Source organism: Amycolatopsis sp. NPDC003865 (assembly GCF_053605345.1).
On sequence record NZ_JBSGJA010000007.1, the window covers coordinates 261,403 to 277,281 of the forward strand.

Annotated in this window: 18 protein-coding genes; 7 read left to right on the forward strand and 11 right to left on the reverse strand. The window is 71.6% G+C overall.

All coding sequences use genetic code 11. From position 1 onward, the window contains the following. Positions 1-34: 34 nt before the first annotated feature. Both ACWEVP_RS19240 and ACWEVP_RS19245 read right to left on the reverse strand, forming a co-directional pair. Positions 35-520 carry a carboxymuconolactone decarboxylase family protein gene (locus ACWEVP_RS19240; protein WP_452063878.1) on the reverse strand — a complete coding sequence of 162 codons (486 nt, stop codon included), beginning with the start codon at positions 518-520 and terminating at the stop codon, positions 35-37. Continuing rightward, positions 517-1,593 carry an NAD(P)H-dependent amine dehydrogenase family protein gene (locus tag ACWEVP_RS19245; protein ID WP_452063879.1) on the reverse strand — a complete coding sequence of 359 codons (1,077 nt, stop codon included), beginning with the start codon at positions 1,591-1,593 and terminating at the stop codon, positions 517-519. The genes ACWEVP_RS19240 and ACWEVP_RS19245 overlap by 4 nt, the downstream gene beginning before the upstream one ends. Before the next feature lie 115 nt (positions 1,594-1,708). On the opposite strand from ACWEVP_RS19245, the gene ilvD reads away from it, so the two are divergent. Then, positions 1,709-3,400, forward strand: a complete 1,692-nt coding sequence (ilvD, locus tag ACWEVP_RS19250) for a dihydroxy-acid dehydratase (RefSeq protein ID WP_452063880.1) — start codon at positions 1,709-1,711, stop codon at positions 3,398-3,400. On the opposite strand, the gene ACWEVP_RS19255 is transcribed toward ilvD, so the two are convergent. Further along, entirely contained in the window at positions 3,390-4,721 is a 1,332-nt protein-coding gene (locus ACWEVP_RS19255; RefSeq protein ID WP_452063881.1) for a class I adenylate-forming enzyme family protein, read from the reverse strand. The genes ilvD and ACWEVP_RS19255 overlap by 11 nt on opposite strands. Positions 4,722-4,735: 14 nt before the next feature. After that, positions 4,736-5,149: an SsgA family sporulation/cell division regulator gene (locus ACWEVP_RS19260; RefSeq protein ID WP_452063882.1), complete on the reverse strand. Its 414-nt coding sequence runs from the start codon at positions 5,147-5,149 to the stop codon at positions 4,736-4,738. Between the two features lie 490 nt (positions 5,150-5,639). On the opposite strand from ACWEVP_RS19260, the gene sigK reads away from it, so the two are divergent. From sigK to ACWEVP_RS19275, 3 genes are read left to right on the forward strand one after another with little or no spacing between them, the layout of a single operon-like run. Next, positions 5,640-6,236, forward strand: a complete 597-nt coding sequence (gene sigK, locus ACWEVP_RS19265; RefSeq protein WP_452063883.1) for an ECF RNA polymerase sigma factor SigK — start codon at positions 5,640-5,642, stop codon at positions 6,234-6,236. Then, complete coding sequence (locus tag ACWEVP_RS19270) at positions 6,233-6,946, forward strand: anti-sigma factor (RefSeq protein WP_452063884.1); 714 nt, start codon at positions 6,233-6,235, stop codon at positions 6,944-6,946. Before sigK ends, ACWEVP_RS19270 begins: the two co-directional genes overlap by 4 nt. 13 nt (positions 6,947-6,959) lie before the next feature. Then, a complete protein-coding gene (locus ACWEVP_RS19275; RefSeq protein WP_452063885.1) occupies positions 6,960-8,516 on the forward strand; it encodes a molybdopterin-dependent oxidoreductase in 1,557 nt (518 codons plus the stop codon). On the opposite strand, the gene ACWEVP_RS19280 is transcribed toward ACWEVP_RS19275, so the two are convergent. Continuing rightward, positions 8,503-8,763 carry a hypothetical protein gene (locus ACWEVP_RS19280; RefSeq protein WP_452064019.1) on the reverse strand — a complete coding sequence of 87 codons (261 nt, stop codon included), beginning with the start codon at positions 8,761-8,763 and terminating at the stop codon, positions 8,503-8,505. The two genes, ACWEVP_RS19275 and ACWEVP_RS19280, sit on opposite strands and share 14 nt — an antisense overlap. Here ACWEVP_RS19280 and ACWEVP_RS19285 point away from each other — a divergent pair. Further along, positions 8,651-9,283, forward strand: coding sequence for a fasciclin domain-containing protein (locus ACWEVP_RS19285; RefSeq protein WP_452064013.1), 633 nt, complete (start codon positions 8,651-8,653; stop codon positions 9,281-9,283). The two genes, ACWEVP_RS19280 and ACWEVP_RS19285, sit on opposite strands and share 113 nt — an antisense overlap. Here the strand turns inward: ACWEVP_RS19285 and ACWEVP_RS19290 are convergent, their stop codons facing one another. After that, complete coding sequence (locus ACWEVP_RS19290) at positions 9,284-10,276, reverse strand: LLM class flavin-dependent oxidoreductase (RefSeq protein WP_452063886.1); 993 nt, start codon at positions 10,274-10,276, stop codon at positions 9,284-9,286. A gap of 45 nt (positions 10,277-10,321) precedes the next feature. Beyond that, positions 10,322-10,981: a TetR/AcrR family transcriptional regulator C-terminal domain-containing protein gene (locus ACWEVP_RS19295; RefSeq protein ID WP_452063887.1), complete on the reverse strand. Its 660-nt coding sequence runs from the start codon at positions 10,979-10,981 to the stop codon at positions 10,322-10,324. Positions 10,982-11,071: 90 nt separating this feature from the next. Between ACWEVP_RS19295 and ACWEVP_RS19300 the strand changes: the two genes are divergently transcribed. Further along, entirely contained in the window at positions 11,072-12,052 is a 981-nt protein-coding gene (locus ACWEVP_RS19300) for an NAD(P)-dependent alcohol dehydrogenase (protein ID WP_452063888.1), read from the forward strand. 4 nt (positions 12,053-12,056) lie between these two features. On the opposite strand, the gene bdeA is transcribed toward ACWEVP_RS19300, so the two are convergent. After that, positions 12,057-12,986, reverse strand: coding sequence for a bis(hydroxyethyl) terephthalate hydrolase (gene bdeA / locus ACWEVP_RS19305; protein ID WP_452063889.1), 930 nt, complete (start codon positions 12,984-12,986; stop codon positions 12,057-12,059). Positions 12,987-13,229: 243 nt separating this feature from the next. After that, a complete protein-coding gene (locus ACWEVP_RS19310; protein WP_452063890.1) occupies positions 13,230-13,829 on the reverse strand; it encodes a QsdR family transcriptional regulator in 600 nt (199 codons plus the stop codon). Positions 13,830-13,913: 84 nt separating this feature from the next. Here ACWEVP_RS19310 and ACWEVP_RS19315 point away from each other — a divergent pair, with 84 nt between their 5' ends. Next, positions 13,914-14,537: a DsbA family oxidoreductase gene (locus tag ACWEVP_RS19315; RefSeq protein ID WP_452064014.1), complete on the forward strand. Its 624-nt coding sequence runs from the start codon at positions 13,914-13,916 to the stop codon at positions 14,535-14,537. Here the strand turns inward: ACWEVP_RS19315 and ACWEVP_RS19320 are convergent. Further along, positions 14,515-14,697, reverse strand: coding sequence for a hypothetical protein (locus tag ACWEVP_RS19320; protein WP_372664434.1), 183 nt, complete (start codon positions 14,695-14,697; stop codon positions 14,515-14,517). The two genes, ACWEVP_RS19315 and ACWEVP_RS19320, sit on opposite strands and share 23 nt — an antisense overlap. Before the next feature lie 107 nt (positions 14,698-14,804). After that, positions 14,805-15,803: a LacI family DNA-binding transcriptional regulator gene (locus tag ACWEVP_RS19325; protein WP_452063891.1), complete on the reverse strand. Its 999-nt coding sequence runs from the start codon at positions 15,801-15,803 to the stop codon at positions 14,805-14,807. Between the last annotated feature and the right edge of the window lie 76 nt (positions 15,804-15,879).

Sequence of the window (15,879 nt, forward strand, 5' to 3'; positions counted from 1 at the left end):
GAGTGAGAAACAGCGTTAGAACGCTGTTTCTCACTCACGACCGGTGGGACGGCAGGACGCAGACGGTGTCCAGGCCCAGGACGTGGTTGAGGCGCCCGAACGCCAGCCACGAGCCCAGGCTCATCGACAACTCGACGATCTCCTTCTGGCTGTACTGCGCGGACATCCGCTTCCAGAACTCGTCGTCCAGGTTGTGGTGGTCCAGGGTGTACCGCTCGGCGTATTCGGCCGCGAGGCGCGTGCGCTCGTCGAACAGCTCCGTCGTGCGCCATTCGGTGACCGCGTCCGCGAATTCCGGTTCGACTTTCACGCCGTCGCGCTCGGTGCGCCAGTCCAGGCAGAAGACACAGCCGTTGATCTGCGCGATCCGCAGCCGCGCGGCCTCGAACTCCCGCAGCCCCAACGTGGTGTGCGAGTACACCGCCAGCGAGAACTGCGACGCGGCGACGCCGATACCGGGCACCATCTCGCCCCACACGTACCCGATCGGGTCCTTGCCCTCGGGGATGTCGATGTTCACGAGCGCCTCCTTCCGAGCTTGCCGGCTGCCGGGCGCAGCGGGACGTCGAGTGCGTCGTAGAGACCGGGTTCCGCCTCGGCCAGCCAGTCGATCGCGCCGACGAGCCGGCCGACCGCGGTGGCATTGCCGCCCGCGGACCGGTTTTCGCCCTCGTCGGAAGCTTCGACGCTGACCTCGATGCGCGGCCGGCCTTCGATGATCACGCGGTGGGCGCCGTCGCCGCTGGGCGGCGCCGGCCAGTCCGGCGCGCACGACGGGTGGATGCGCGTCACGTGCTCGATGACGATCCGCGGCTCGCCGTCGACGATGCCCTGGACCTCGAACCGCACCGCACCCTGGGTGCCCTTCTCGAAGTCGCCCATGGTCCGCGTGGTCACCGTCTCCTCGAGCGGACGGCGATCCAGGGTCTCGCGCAGTTCGGTCACCTCGACGCCGAGGCCGCGCGCGATCAGCCGGACCTGCCCGCCCCACACCATCGACGGCACGCCGGTCATCAGCATCGGCGGGTCGTAGTCCATCGGCTGGCCCATGCCGACCAGGTACCGGACGGAGTCGGGCTGCTCGTAGGTCGAGTAGTCGAAGATCTCCTGGCAGCGGATGACGTCGACGTCCGTGCCGAGGCCGCTGATCAGCAGCGGCAGCACGTCGTTGCCCCAGCCGGGGTCGACGCCGGAGACGAACAGCGAACCGCCGCCCTCCTTGATCGCCGCGAGCACCGGGTCCCGCAGTTCCGGGGGCGCGTTGCGCTGGTCGTAGAGGGGGTAGAGCGCCGGGGTCACGACCACGGCGCCCGACCCGAGGGCGCGGACGACGTCGGCGAGCGCGTCGTCGAACCGGACGTCCCCCGAAGCGGCGTAGACGACGGCTCGCGGCTTCGCGGCCAGGACGGCGTCGATGTCGTCCGTGGCGGCGACGCCGAGGTCGCCGACGCCCGCCAGCGCGCCCGCGTCCTTGCCGACCTTGGCCGGGTCGTGGACGAGCACCGCGGTCAGCTCCAGCGCCGGGTGGGCCTCGACGGCCCGGATTGCCGCACGGCCGACGTTGCCCGTGCCCCACACCACTGTGGCGATCATCTGCCCGAGTTTTCGCGGTCGGCCGGGGCGCCGGAAGCGAATCGTTCCGGCCAGCGGACCGCGCGGAGCCGAGTAGGCTGCAGTGCGTCCGAACGTCGTACCGGAGGGCCCCGCGATGACGATCGATCCGAAACCCCGCAGCCGCACGGTGACCGACGGGATCGAGGCCGCGCCCGCCCGCGGCATGCTCCGCGCCGTCGGGATGGGGGACGGCGACTGGCGCAAGCCGATCGTCGGCGTCGCCAGTTCGTGGAACGAGATCACGCCGTGCAACCTGTCGCTGGACCGGCTCGCGCAGGCGTCGAAGGAGGGCGTGCACGCGGCCGGCGGCTACCCGCTGCAGTTCGGCACGATCTCCGTCTCCGACGGCATCTCCATGGGCCACGACGGCATGCACTTCTCGCTCGTGTCGCGCGAGGTCATCGCCGACTCCGTCGAGACGGTCATGCAGGCCGAGCGGCTCGACGGCTCGGTGCTGCTGGCCGGCTGCGACAAGTCCCTGCCCGGGATGCTGATGGCGGCGGCCCGGCTCGACCTCGCGTCGGTGTTCCTCTACGCGGGCACCATCGCCCCCGGCTGGGTGAAACTCACGGACGGCACCGAGAAGGACGTCAGCATCATCGACGCCTTCGAGGCGGTCGGCGCCTGCCGGGCGGGCCGAATGGGCACCGCCGACCTCGACCGGATCGAACGCGCCATCTGCCCCGGCGAAGGTGCCTGCGGCGGCATGTACACGGCGAACACGATGGCGTCGGCGGCCGAGGCGATGGGGATGAGCATGCCGGGGTCGGCCGCACCGCCCTCCGCGGACCGCCGCCGCGACCACTACGCGCACCTCTCCGGTGAGGCCGTCGTCGGACTGCTCGAAAAGGGCATCACCGCGCGCGACATCCTCACGCGCGAAGCGTTCGAGAACGCCATCACCGTCGTGATGGCCCTCGGCGGCTCGACCAACGCCGTGCTGCACCTGCTGGCCATCGCACACGAGGCGAAGGTCGAGCTGACGCTGGACGACTTCAACCGGATCGGGGACCGCGTCCCGCACCTGGGCGACCTGAAGCCGTTCGGCAAGTACGTCATGCAGGACATCGACCGCCACGGCGGCATCCCGGTGCTGATGAAGGCGCTCCTGGACGAGGGCCTGATCCACGGCGGCGCGCTGACCGTCACCGGCAAGACGGTCGCGGAGAACCTCGCCGAGCTGGACCCCGAGCCGATCGACGGTGAAGTCCTGCGGCGCCTGGACAACCCGCTGCACCCGACCGGCGGCATCACCATCCTGCGCGGCTCGCTCGCGCCCGAAGGCGCGGTCGTGAAGTCCGCGGGCTTCGACACGGCCAGCTTCGAAGGCCCGGCGCGCGTGTTCGAGCGCGAGCAGGAGGCGATGGCGGCGCTGAACGAGGGCCGCATCCAGGCGGGGGACGTCGTCGTCATCCGCTACGAAGGCCCCAAGGGCGGGCCGGGCATGCGCGAGATGCTCGCGATCACCGCGGCGATCAAGGGCGCCGGGCTGGGCAAGGACGTCCTGCTGCTGACCGACGGGCGGTTCTCCGGCGGGACGACGGGGCTGTGCATCGGCCACGTCGCGCCCGAGGCGGTCGACGGCGGGCCGATCGCGTTCGTCCGCGACGGCGACCGGATCGCCGTCGACATCAAGGGCCGCAGCATGGACCTGCTGGTCGACGCCGCCGAACTGGCGCGTCGCCGCGAAGGCTGGGAGCCGCTGCCGAACAAGTTCCCGGAAGGGGTGCTCGGCAAGTACGCGAAGCTGGTCCGGTCGTCGTCCTACGGCGCCGTCACGAGCTGAGCGCGCGCTTGTCGACCTTGCCGACCTCGGTGAGGGGGAGCGCGTCGGCGAAGTCCACCTTCGCCGGGACGTAGTGCTCCTGGCCGAAAGTCGCCCGGGCGTGCGCTTTCAGCTCGTCTTCGGTGACGTTTCCGGCGACGACGACGGCGTGCAGCACGTCGCCGCGGCCGAAGACGGCCGCGGCCCGCACGGCCGGGTGCGTCTCGAGGGCGTGCTCGACGACGGTCGTGGCGACCTTGGTGCCGTGCTCGCCGACCACGACGACGTCGTCGGCCCGGCCGAGCAGGTAGAGGTAGCCGTCGTCGTCCAGGCGGCCGAGGTCGCCGGTGCGCAGCCAGCCGGCGCCGATGTCGGGGCCGCCGCGGTAACCGTCCATCATGGACAGTCCACGGACGACGACTTCGCCGTCCTCGATGCGGGCTTCCATGCCGGGCACGATCCGGCCGACCGAGCCGAGCAGCTCGGGGCGGGCGATCAGTTCGGCGGCGGAGATGCTCGCGATCATCGGCGCTTCGGTGAGGCCGTAGCCCTGGCCGACGACCGGGCCGAAGACGTCGAGGGCCTGCGCGAGCCGGTGCGGCGGCAGCGGCGCGGCGCCGAGGGACAGCGAGCGGACGCTGCTGAGGTCGGTGCTCTCGCGCGCCGGGTGGTCGAGCACGGCGGCCAGCCGCGGCGGCGTCAGGGAGAGCGTGTCGATGCGGTGCTCCTGGATCGCGCCGAGGACCGCGCCCGCGTCGAAACCGTCGTGGACGACGACGGTGTCGCGCCGGAGCAGCGCGGCGAGGACCGTGGCGTTGCCGGTCATGTGCGTCATGGGGGCGACGAGCAGCGTGCGGCCGGGGCCGTCCGGGTTCGGCGCGAAGATGTGCGCCATGCCGTCGTAGATGCCGCTGTGGCGGATGAGCTTGGGGGTGCCGGTGGTACCGCCGGTGGGGAAGAGCAGGTGCACGGTGTCCGGCGGGGTCAGCGGTTCGGGGTCGCCGTCGAGGTCGTCGAGGGTGTTCGGCTCGCCGGGCCAGTCGTGCGGCCGGTCGGTGACGACAGTGGCGCCGCGCGCGGCCGCCAGGCGGTCCTGCGTCGGCGCCGAGGCCGGGACCATCAGCACGGTCGCGCCGCGCAGGAGGGCGGCGAGCTGGACGAGAACGGTCTCGGGCCGGTTCCGGAGGTCGACGGCGACGGTGCCGGTGGTGCCGAGCCCGCCGTGCAGCCGGCGGAGGCGGTCGCGGGCCTGGTGGTAGGTGGTGACCCCGTCGTGGACGAAGAGCGGGCGGTCACCGCCGTCGTCCAGGGCGGCGAGGACCTTCGTCAGGAAGAAGCTCACCGCGTGGACGGTACTCAGTCCTGGTACGACAGCTTCTCGAGTTCCTGGTCGAAGTCGAACCAGTCGCTCTCGCTCCCGGCGGGGACGACGTCGTAGGTCCGGTCGAGGAAGGCGGCGATCTCCTTGGCGGGCGCTTCGAGCACGGCGGCGCCGTCGGGCGAGGTCAGTTCCACGACGACCAGGGCGGGATCGCCGGCGGGCCCGACGCGGACGTCGCCGTCGCCGCAGCGGGCGAGCAGGCCGTCGGCCAGCAGATCGCGCCCGAAGAGCCACCGGACGGCGTTGACGCCGGCGTGCAGCACGACGGCGACCGCGTAGGGGTCACGGGTGTCGTACTCCAGCTCGGCGGGCACCGGTCGCGGCCCGGCCCCGAAGGTGCGCAGGGCGAAGTCGATGCGGGCGCTGGTCATGCTGTGCGGGTCGGCCATCGGGACCGCCTTTGCTACTCGTCGGTTAACTTCGTCTTGTTCCAGGGATAACCCATGGTGAGTTCAACGCCCAGCGTTCCGAAAAACTTTCACACTTCGGGGTGATCAAGAAGTGTCCGAGGTCACCGTCGGCGTGGCCGGACGGGCAGATTTCTCACGCTGGGTGAGCGGTCGATCTGGAGTCGGTGCGCAAGTGAAGTGACTCCACTTTTTGTGCCGGTCCGCGTTGCCGGTGGTCGGGAGTGAGTCATCGACGGGCGCCGGAGGTGCGGAGCGAGCCGTTCAAGACCGCGCCCGCGACCGGGCGCGTCGAACCCAGCCGGCCCACCGGCCGACCTCGACACCAGACTTTCGGAGCCGCCGCGCCGCCGGATGGGTTCCGGCGCCCGAGTTGCACCGTCCGGGTGGGAAGCGCCACCCCGCACCAGTCCGCGGCGCCGTCCGGCCGCGAACGCCTCGTACAACCAGGGTGAGGCGGAGGGTGCCGGGCATGGGTGAGCGAGGGCGGCTGCGGCTGCATCCGGGCGAGGCTCCGGGGCCCGCGGCGAGCGCCGAGGAACTCCTGAGACACGTCGCGGCCGGAGACGAATCCGCCTTCGCGGCGCTGTACGACGTCATCGCCGGTCCGGTGCTCGGGCTGGTGACGCGCGTGCTGCGCAACCACGCCCAGGCCGAGGAAGTGGCACAGGAGGTGCTGGTGGAGGTGTGGCGCAAAGCCGCCCGGTACGTCCCGGAACGGGGGAGCGCGCTGTCGTGGGTGCTGACCATCGCCCACCGCCGCGCCGTCGACCGGGTGCGCTCGCACCAGGCCGTGCTCGACCGGGAGGAGAAGGCCGGCCGGATGGACGTGCGGCGGCCCTTCGACGACGTCACCGAGTCCACTTTGGCCACGCTCGACCAGCAGCGCGTCCGGCAGTGCCTGGCGCAGCTGACCGAGCTCCAGCGCGAGTCGATCGTGCTGGCGTACTACAACGGCTACACCTATCCCGAAGTCGCCGAGGTGCTGAAAGTGGCGCCCGGCACCGTCAAGACCCGCATCCGGGACGGCTTGATCCGGCTGCGTGACTGCCTGGGGGTGGATCGATGACCGCCGAGCTGCACACGCTGACCGGGGCCTACGCGCTGGACGCCGTGTCCGATGTGGAGCGTGCCGGGTTCGAACGGCACCTCGGCGCGTGCCCGGCGTGCCGCCAGGAGGTGGCCGAGCTGCGCGCGACCGGCGCCCGGCTGGGCGCGGCCGCCTCCGTCACCCCGCCGGCCGAGCTGAGACTGCTGGTGCTGGCCGACGTGGCCCGCACCCGTCAGCTGCCCCCGAAGGTCCCGGGGCCCCGCGCCGCCGACGGCGAGCCGAGGCCGGACGCCGGGCGGAAACCCGGGCGCGGCAAGGGGTTCCAGCTCCGCGTCGCGCTGTTCGGCGCCGCCGCGGCGGCCGTCGTCGCGGTCGGGATCGGGGTGGCCGGCGTCTCCGCGCCGCCGGCTCCCGTCGACTCGGTGCTGTCCGCGCCGGACGCCTCCGCGATCCAGGGCACCGGCGAGGGGCACGCCACGCTGGTCGTCTCGCGCAGCCGGAACCAGGCCGTGCTGCTCGCGTCGGACCTGCCCGCGCTCGACGCCGGCCACGTCTACCAGGTGTGGCTGATCCGCGCCGGCGAAGCGCACTCGGCCGGGATCCTGCAGCCGCGGATGCTGATGTCCGACATCCCGCCCGGCACCGACCGGATCGGCATCACCGTCGAGCCCGCGGGCGGCTCCGCGGGCCCGACGACCCCGGCGGTCACCCGGATTTCCCTCGTCTAGCGATCGGACTGCGATGAGCACCTCGACGGCCCCACGGCCGACCCCGACGCCACCCGCGCCGAAGCTGCGCCGGTGGATGGCCGCCCTCCTGGGCGTCCTCGCGCTCGCGGCGGCGCTGGCGGCGGGTCACCTCGTCGCCGGCTTCGTCGGCGTCAACGCGTCGCCCTACCTGGCGGTCGGCAACGGCGCGATCGACCTGACCCCCGTGCAGCTCAAGGACTTCGCGGTCCGCACCTTCGGCACCTACGACAAGCTCGTGCTGCTCTCCGGCATGGCCGTGGTCATGGTGGTGGCCGCGGCGGTCGCCGGTCTGGCGTCCCGCCGCACTCCGTGGCCGGGGCTCGGGGTGGTCGCCGCGTTCGGCCTCGTCGGCGTCGTCGCGGTGTACGCCCGTCCCGACCTCGACACCGTCGCCCTGCTCGCCCCGCTGGCGAGCCTGGTCGCCGGCGTCGCGACGTTCGCCTTCCTGCACCGGCTGGCCCGGCGCGACGTCGTGGCCGACTCTTCGCGCCGGACGGTGCTCTTGGCCGGCGCCGGCGTGGTCGTCGGCGCCGGGGTCGCGGGCCTCGGCGGGCAGCTCCTCGCCGGCAGCCGGGACGCGGCGTCGTCGCGCGCCGCGGTCGGGCGGCTCGTCCCGGCCCGGACCGCGCCGGTGATCCCGGCCGACGCCGACTTCGCGAAGCTGGGCACCCCCACCTTCCTCACCCGCAACGCCGACTTCTACCGCGTGGACACCGCGCTGTCCGTCCCGCAGGTCCGGACCGAGGACTGGAGCCTGCGCCTGCACGGCATGGTCGACCGCGAACTCCGGTTCGGCTACGGCGACATCCGCGGCCGGCCGCTCGTGGAACGCACCATCACGATGACGTGCGTGTCCAACGAAGTCGGCGGCACCTACGTGTCCACGGCGAACTTCATCGGCGTCGACCTGGCCGACCTCCTCGAAGAGGCCGGGGTCCGCCCCGGCGCGGAGCAGCTCTTCTCGTCCAGTGTGGACGGTTGGACGTCCGGCAGCCCGGTGGCGGCGGCACTCGACCGCGGGCGCGGTGCCATGCTCGCCATCGGGATGAACGGCGAACCGCTGCCGATCGAGCACGGGTTCCCGGCTCGCCTGGTGATACCCGGGCTGTACGGTTACGTGTCCGCGACGAAATGGGTCACCGACCTCGAGGTGACGACCTGGCGGGCCCGGCAGGCCTATTGGCTGAAACGCGGCTGGGGACGGGAAGCGCCGATCAAGACGGAATCGCGCATCGACACCCCGAAGGGTTTCGAAACCGTGCCCGCCGGAAAGGTGCGCGTCGCCGGGATCGCCTGGGCCCAGCACACCGGTGTCGAGAAGGTCGAAGTGCGGATCGACGACGGCCCGTGGCGCGAAGCCTTGCTGTCCCACGAAGTCAACCTCGACACCTGGCGCATGTGGTGGATCGAGTTCGACGCCGCGCCCGGCGGTCACCAGGTCGTCTGCCGGGCCACCGACCGAAACGGGTACACGCAGACCGACGCGCGCGCCGGAACCGTTCCCGACGGTGCCACCGGATGGCACGGCATCAATTTCACGGCGCGGTGACCCACATCACCTGATCGGGTGCCCATCCGTTTTCCCGGTAGTTCCGAATACCCCGCAAGAAGAAGTTCACAGCCGCTTTCTTTGGAGTGATTTTCGTGACCAAGCTTCGTGTCGCCGGAATCGGCATCGCCGCCGTGGCCGCGCTTTCGCTGACCGCGTGCAGCGGCAGCGACACCGCTTCTTCCGGCAGCTCCAGCAGCGCCCCGGCTCCGGCGCCGTCGTCGTCGATGGCTCCGTCGTCCAGCATGGCCGCCGGGGACGGCGTGACCACCAACGCCGACGTCTTCGGCCCGGCCTGTTCCCAGCTGCCGCAGGGGTCCGCGCCCGGTTCGCTGGACTCGATGGGCCCGCAGCCGGTCGCCTCGGCCGCGTCGACCAACCCCCTGCTGACCAAGCTGGTGGCGGCGGTCAAGGCCACCAACCTGGTCGACACCCTCAACAGCCAGCAGGCCATCACGGTGTTCGCGCCGGCCGACCCGGCGTTCGCCGCGCTGGGAGACGCGAAGTTCAACGAACTGGCGGGCAAGCCGGCCGAGCTGGCGCCGATCCTGCAGTACCACGTCGTCGGCAAGCGCTACGACGCCAAGGGGCTCGCCTCCGCGGGCACGCTGGAGTCGCTGAACACCGCCGGCGGGCCGCTGAAGATCGAGGGCTCGGGTGACAACCTGACCGTCAACGGCGCGAAGATCCTGTGCGGCAACATCCCCACGAAGAACGCCACCGTCTTCGTGATCGACAAGGTGCTGACCCCGGGCACCAACAAGTAGTCAGCGTCCGAGCAGGGGGCCGAGGCGTTCCGCGATGTCGGTGAGGATCTGCACGTAGTCTTCGTGCTCGAAGGTGAACGGCAGGGCGAAAGCCACCTCGTCGATCTCGCGGAACGCCTCGTGCGCGTGCAGCCGCTCGGCGATCTCGGCGGAGCTGCCGACGAAGTCGGGGGAGAACAGCATCCGCGCCGGGCCCTGCGGCCGCGCGGTGCGCGGCAGCCGGTTTTCCGCGTAGGCCTGGTACTTCGCGCGTTGCGCCGGCGTCGCCGTGTCGGTCGGGATGACGACCAGGCCCTGCGAGATCCGCCCGGCCGGGTGGTGCTCGCGGAAGGTCCGGATGTGCGAGAGCTGGATTTCGGCGAAGTCCGTGCTCTCGCCTTCGGCCTTGACCACGCTGCTGGTCAGGAAGTTCATCGCGTGCTTGCCCGCCCACTCGGCCGAGCGCAGGCTCGCGCCGCCGTACCAGAGGCGATCGCCGAGGCCGGGCGCCTGCGGCTGGACGCGGTCGGAGAAGACCTCGAAACCCTCGGTGCCGCTGAACCCGGTGGCCGGCTCGCCGCGGACGAAGTCCAGCAGCCGCCGCACACGCTCGTAGGAGAAGTCTTCGGCGTCCGCGGTGTCCGGGTAGAGGGCGCGCTTGACCTCGTCGTAGCGCATCGGCGGGCCGACGCTGATCCCCGGGTTGAGCCGGCCGCCGGAGAGCAGGTCGACGGTGGCGAGGTCCTCGGCGAGCCGTAGCGGGTTCTCCCAGCCCAGCGGGATGACGGCGGTGCCGAGGTCGATCCGGCTGGTCCGCTGCGACGCGGCGGCGAGCACGGCGACCGGTGACGAGATCCCGTGCTGCAGGTGCCGGTGCCGCACCCAGGCGCTGTCGAACCCGAGCCGCTCGCCGAGCTCGATGATCTCCAGCGTGGACTCGTGGCCCCGCCGCGGGTCCGCGGGATCGAAGAGGCCGATGGTCAGGAAGCCGAGCTTCCGCAGTGGTCGCGACACACCGCCGATTCTGCTCCGGCGCGCGGTGGTGTCCCACGTGCTGGACTACCGGTCCCGGAGCCGGTCCAAGCCGTCGAGGATGAGGTCCAGGCCGAACTCGAACTCCGCCTGGTCGTCGCACCAGCCCAGCGTCGAGTCCGGGTCGTCGTGGGCGATTTCGCTCAGCATCCCGGCCAGGTTCGGCAGCTGCGCGGCCAGCTCCGCGGGGAGCTCGGCCGACGCGCCCGCGTTCGGGTCGAACACCTCGTGGCTGAACCCCAGGGCCCGGCTGCCGAGCGCGTGCAGCGCGTGGTGGATCCGGTCGTGCGTGAAGCCGCCCTCGCGCATCACCCCGACCAGGGCGTCGTAGTACTTCAGCACGGCGAGGCTCGCCGACGACCGCGTCTCGAACAGCGCCGGGGCCCAGCGGTGGCGCAGGAACACCTCGCGGGCGGTGAGGATGCGCCGCCGCGCCGTCCGCCGCCAGTCCGGACCTGGTTCCAGCCCGGCGACGGCCTCGTTGATCTCCTGCGCGACCACGTCGACGATGCCGTCGAGCAGGTCTTCCTTCTTGGCGACGTGGTAGTAGAGCGACATCGCCTCGGCGTCGAGTTCGTCGGCGAGCCGGCGCATCGTCACCGCGCGCAGGCCGTGCTCGTCGGCGAGCGCGACGGCCGCGCGCAGCACGCGCTCCCGGCTCAGCGGGACGCGGGCTTCGGTGGTCACGCCCAAGATCGTACAACGTAAGGCCACTTGACCCCTCGTCGGCTCCGGCGCTACCTTACGACGTAAGACTTACAACGTAAGGGAGGCGTCGTGAAAGCTCTCGTTCAGCGTGTGTACGGCTCGCCGGAGGCTCTGAGCTGGGAAGACGTGCCGGATCCGGTTCCCGGTGAAGGCGAAGTGCTGGTCCGCGTGCACGCCACGTCGGTGAACCCGTACGACTGGCACTTCATGAGAGGCGAGCCCCGCGTGGCGCGCCTGATGACCGGGGGCTTCGGCCTGCGCCGGCCGCCGGCCGGTGTCCTCGGCTGCGACCTGGCCGGCCGGGTCGAGACGGCCGGGAAGGAGTTCTCACCCGGTGATGACGTCTACGCCCTGCTGCCGAGGGGCGCCTACGCGGAGTACGTCTGCGTACGTGAGGACCTGCTGGCGCGGATGCCCGCGAACCTCACCCACGAGCAGGCGGCGGCGATGCCGATGGCGGCCGTGACGGCGCTGCTGTCGCTGCGAGGAGTGGAGCCGGGGCACCGGGTTCTGGTCAACGGCGCTTCCGGCGGCGTCGGCACTTTCGCCGTCCAGCTCGCGAAGGCGCTGGGGGCCGGCGTCGACGCCGTTTGCGGCCCGGCGAACGCCGGACTGGTCCGGTCCCTCGGCGCGGAGCACGTCACCGACTACCGCTCGGCGGACTTCACCCGCGGCGGCCGCCGCTACGACTTCGTGCTGGACGTCGCCGGCGGCCGGTCGGTGTTCGCCTGCCGCCGGGTGCTCGAACGCGGCGGCACGTTCGTCGCGGTCGGCGGCCCGGCCGGGCGCTGGGTGCAGCCCGCCGGGCACGTCTTCGCCGCGCTGGCCGCCGGCCCGTTCGCCCGGCGGCGCGTGGTGCTCGCGGACGCCGTCGCGTGCCGGGACAAGAAAGCGGTCCTGGACGAACTGGCCGAGCTGGTGGAACGCGGCTCGCTGCGGCCGGTGGTCGACCGGAGCTACCCGTTCGACGACCTGCGCGCCGCGATCGCCTACCAGGAAGCCGGGCACGCCAAGGGGAAGGTGTCGGTCACCCTCGGCGTGCCCGGCTGACCGGTCAGCCGTTGTGCGGGCAGTTGCCGCGGTAGTCCGAAATGGACAGGCTGGTGCCCGGGATCGGGCAGAGGAACTGTTCGTAGCGGGCGTCGTTGTCGATGAACCGCTTGAGCCACGAGAGGGTGTACTTCGCGATCGTCGTGTTCGACGAGTTCGGGGCGAAGTGGCTGGCGCCGCGCAGTTCGAGGTACGCCTTGTCCAAAGTGGACGGCAGGCTGGTGTAGAACGGGATCGAGTGCGTGGCCACCGGGGCGACCGTGTCCGCCTCCGCCCCGACGACGAGCGTCGGCACGCGCAGCGTCGACCAGTTCTTGGTCAGGTTCCAGCCGGTCAGCGGGATCGCGGCCTGCAGTGACGGCCGGGAGCGGGCCGCCTCGAGCGTGCCGCCGCCGCCCATCGAGTGCCCGACCACGCCGAGCCTGCTGCTGTCGATGCGCGACCGGACGCTGCTTTGCTGGGTCAGGTAGTCGAGCGAGGCCAGCAGCTGCCTGCCCCGGCTGTCGGGCTGGTCACTGGTGGTCAGGGTGTCGATGGTGAACACGACGAACCCCTGCGACGCGAGCCGCGGGCCCAGCCAGGCGATGCTCGACTGGAGCGCCGTGAAGCCGGGCGCGATCGAGATCGCCCCGAACGTGCCGGCGGTCGTGGTGGTGGGGTAGTAGATGGTCCCGCCGCCGAAGCCCGAGACGGCCAGCCGTGACACGGTGACGGTGCTGGTGGCGAAACTGCCGCGGCTGGCTTCGATGCTGGCGGTGGTCGGCGCGGGTCCGCGCTCGTAGGGGTTGTCGGCGGCGGGGGCCGGCGAGGCGACGGCGGTGGTGACCGTCAAGGCGGCCGCGAGCACGCCGGCGGCCTTGGCCCGCCAGGAGCGGCGGCGGGAAATTTTCTCACCCGAGTCTGGCGACGTCGGCGGACTGGTGAGTACGGACATGGATCGCTCTCTTTCCCCGGGCAGGCGAAAGCGCGCCCGGACACGGACGGGCGGACCGATGGAACCGTTGCACGGCAACGGAGAACGTGCCGCGTGCGAGATGCGGGGGAACCGCTTTCCCGTGGACTCATGAAACACTTCGGGCAAATGTTCCACAACACCCGAACGGGTGAGTAGCCGACCGACTGTGCGCTTGCTCAGCGATTCGGGGGCGCGTGGCACTCACGCACGTGAGTACTCGGGTCAGCGGGTCGCGTTCGGCTCCAAGGCGCCGCGCACCAACGTGTCCAGCAGCGTCGTCGCCACCTTCAGGTCCACCGTCCGCGCCGCCAGCACGTCCGAGTACAGGAACGACTCGCCGAGCCGCACCACCGCGAACGCCAGGTCCGGCAGGCCCACCAGCGGCGTCAGCCCCGCAGCCGAGGCGTCCTCGCGGAACAGCTCCACGTGCGCGTCGACCAAGGCCGGCTGGACCGCGCCGCGCGGGTCCGTCAGCACCCGCAACGCCACCGTCGACTCCGCCTCGATCAGCTTGCGCATCCCCTCGTTGCCCGCGACCTCGCGGCGGTACTCCTCCATCACCCACAGGCACCGCAGCCGTCCCTCGGGGGTGCGGACCTCGTCGCCGTGCACGGACCGCCAGTTTTCCAGCGCGCGCTGCCACGTGCGGTCCGACAGCAGCCGCAGTCCCGCGCCCATCAGGTCGTCGCGGTTGCCGACGCGGCGGAAGAACGTCGTGCGCGAGATCCCGAGTTCGGTCGCCATCCGGCCGAGGTCGAGGCGGGTGCCGGCGTACAGCAGCCGCGCCGCGTGGCGGACGATGTCGTCGGTCGAGACGGTCACCGGGTCACCCTATCCACAGCTGGAGGACGGTTACCTTGAAGTGCGTGCCACCGGCCGGGTTAGCTTGGGTACGTGCGTGTTGACATCTGGTCCGATCTCGTCTGTCCCTGGTGCTACCTCGGCAAGCGCCGCTTCGAGCAAGCGGTCGCCGACGTCGGCGTCGACGTCGAGGTCGTGCACCACTCGTTCCAGCTCGACCCCTCGTTCCCGCGCGGGACCTCCCGGCCGACGCGGGAGGTGCTCGCCGAGAAGTACGGCCGGACGCTCGAGGAGGCCGACGCGATGGAAGCGCAGATGGAACAGCGCGCGGCCGCCGACGGTCTCGAGTACCACCTCGACGGTGTCCACATGGGAAACACCGTCGACGGCCACCGCCTGGTCCACCTCGCGGCCGGGCACGGGCTGGCCGACGCCGTCGTCGACCGGTTCTACCGCGCGCACTTCACCGAGCGGAAGTCGCTGTTCGACCGCGATTCGCTGGTGGAACTGGCCGCCGAAGCCGGTCTCGACGCGTCCGACGCGCGCGCGGTGCTCGAGTCGGACGCCTACGAAGCCGAAGTCGTGGCGGACGGCGAAGAAGCGCGGGCGCTGGGCGCCACCGGGGTGCCGTTCTTCGTGATCGACCGGCGGTTCGGCGTCGCGGGCGCCCAGTCGCCCGAGGTGTTCGCCCAGGTGCTGCGGCGGGTCAGCGACGCCGCCGCCGGCTGAACCGCGACCGGTCGGTGGCGACGCCGGCCAGGTGCAGGGCGACGCACAGCAGCCCGGCCGTGGTGAGGGTGCCGGTGGTGATGATCGGCCCGAGGCCGAACCCGGCCAGTTCCATGAGCAGGGCCAGCCCGAAGAGCACGGCGGCGAGGATGGCGAGCATGACGGCCTCGTTTCTGCGGCGGTGGGCCGAATGGTCCACACCACTGCGACGTTCGTCCGACCGGGGGATCCGGCTTGGTGGCCGGTAATGCCCGCGGTTTCGCGCGCTCAAACGAGAAGTTTCGGGTGGGGCGGCGCCGTGCTCGACCGGACGACCAGCTCCGTCGGCACCGACACCGGTTCGCCGGCCTCCGCGCCCGTCTCGATCTCCGCCAGCAGCGCCGAAACCGCGTGCCGGCCCACCGCTTCGAACGACTGGCGGATCGTCGTCAACGGCGGCCAGAAGTGGGCGGCCTCCTCCATGTCGTCGAAGCCCACCACGCTGACCTCCGACGGCACGCGGCGCCCCGACTCGTGCAACGCCCGCAGCAATCCCAGCGCCATCTGGTCGTTGGCCGCGAACACCGCCGTCACCGACGGATCGCGGGCCAGCGCCAGCCCCGCCTCGTAACCCGACGACGGAGACCAGTCGCCCGTCAGCACCGGCGGGACGAAAGCCCCCGCCAGCTCCAATGTGGCCCGCCACGACTTGCGGCGCCGCTCCGCCGAATACGACTGCGGTGGCCCCGCGATGTGCCACACCGTCGCGTGCCCCAGCTCGAGCAGGTGCCGGGTCGCCGTCGCCGCGCCGTCGGCCTGGTCGGTGTCCACCACCGGGTAGTCGTAACGCGCGCTCGAATCGATCACCACCACCGGGAGCCCGTGCGGCAGCTCGATCTCGCTCTGGTCGAGCTGGTGCTGCTCGATCAGGATGATCACGCCGTCGACGGCCTGCTCGTTCAGCTTGCTGAACGCCCCCGTCACCTCGCCCTGCGTCGGGCGCGTCACCGGCATCAGGATGATCGAGAACCCCTCCGGCACCACCGCCGCCGCGATCGCGTCGAGCGTGCGGCTGTTGCCGAACGTCGGGAGCGCGGAAATGATCACGCCGATGCTGCGGAACTTGCCGTTGCGCAACGCCCGCGCCGCGCTGTTGGGCCGGTAGCCGACCCGGCGCATGGCCGCGAGGACGCGTTCGCGGGTCGCGTCGTCGACGTTCGTCCGGCCGTTCGCGACCCGCGACACCGTCTGGCCGGACACACCCGCCTCGCGGGCCACGTCCGCCATCGACGGTCCACGACGGGGGGATGCAGCCGGCACGAGTGTCTCCTCAGGAGCGTCCTGGACATGTTTACGTCAACAC